1 protein-coding gene and 1 pseudogene are annotated in these 398 nt (G+C 63.3%); both read right to left on the bottom strand.

The window, feature by feature from the left end:
• The coding region (locus tag EN738_RS35095) for a type II secretion system protein (protein WP_145967078.1) at nucleotides 1–180 on the bottom strand (180 nt) is incomplete at its 3' end.
• Nucleotides 177–398 (bottom strand): annotated as a pseudogene (locus EN738_RS35865) (type II secretion system protein GspH); the annotation flags it as partial. The gene EN738_RS35095 and the pseudogene EN738_RS35865, both read right to left, overlap by 4 nt.

Raw genomic sequence — 398 nt, 5'->3', positions numbered from 1 at the left:
GTACTGAGCCATGATGGCGCGGACCTTGCGCGCCGCCTCCATTTCTTCCCGCGCTTTCACGATGCTGCGGCCGGCAAGCACGATCGTCTGGCTGGCGATGCCGAGAACCAGCGCCAGAATGGTCATGGCGACGATCATTTCGAGGATCGAGAAGCCATCCTCGCTGTTTTCCGACGTCATGGCTTCATCTTCCGGCTGGCTAGTCCGGTCAGCCAGTTCACCTCGACATGCGCCGCCTGGCCGCCGCGCTGCAGGTCGATTTCCACGCCCGAAGAGCTACCGTCGGGAAGAAACGTCAAAGCAGCCCGGCGGCCATCCGCAACCGTTTCGCGGCCGGTGGTCACAGTCATTTTCACGTCCTCGGGCAAATCGAGCGCGGGCCGGTCGCCGAAGCGGAT

It is taken from the genome of Mesorhizobium sp. M4B.F.Ca.ET.017.02.2.1, assembly GCF_003998955.1.
GTDB classification, from domain to species: domain Bacteria; phylum Pseudomonadota; class Alphaproteobacteria; order Rhizobiales; family Rhizobiaceae; genus Mesorhizobium; species Mesorhizobium abyssinicae.
The sequence above is the reverse complement of the archived record's forward strand: the minus strand, read 5'-3'. Positions and strand labels throughout refer to the sequence as shown.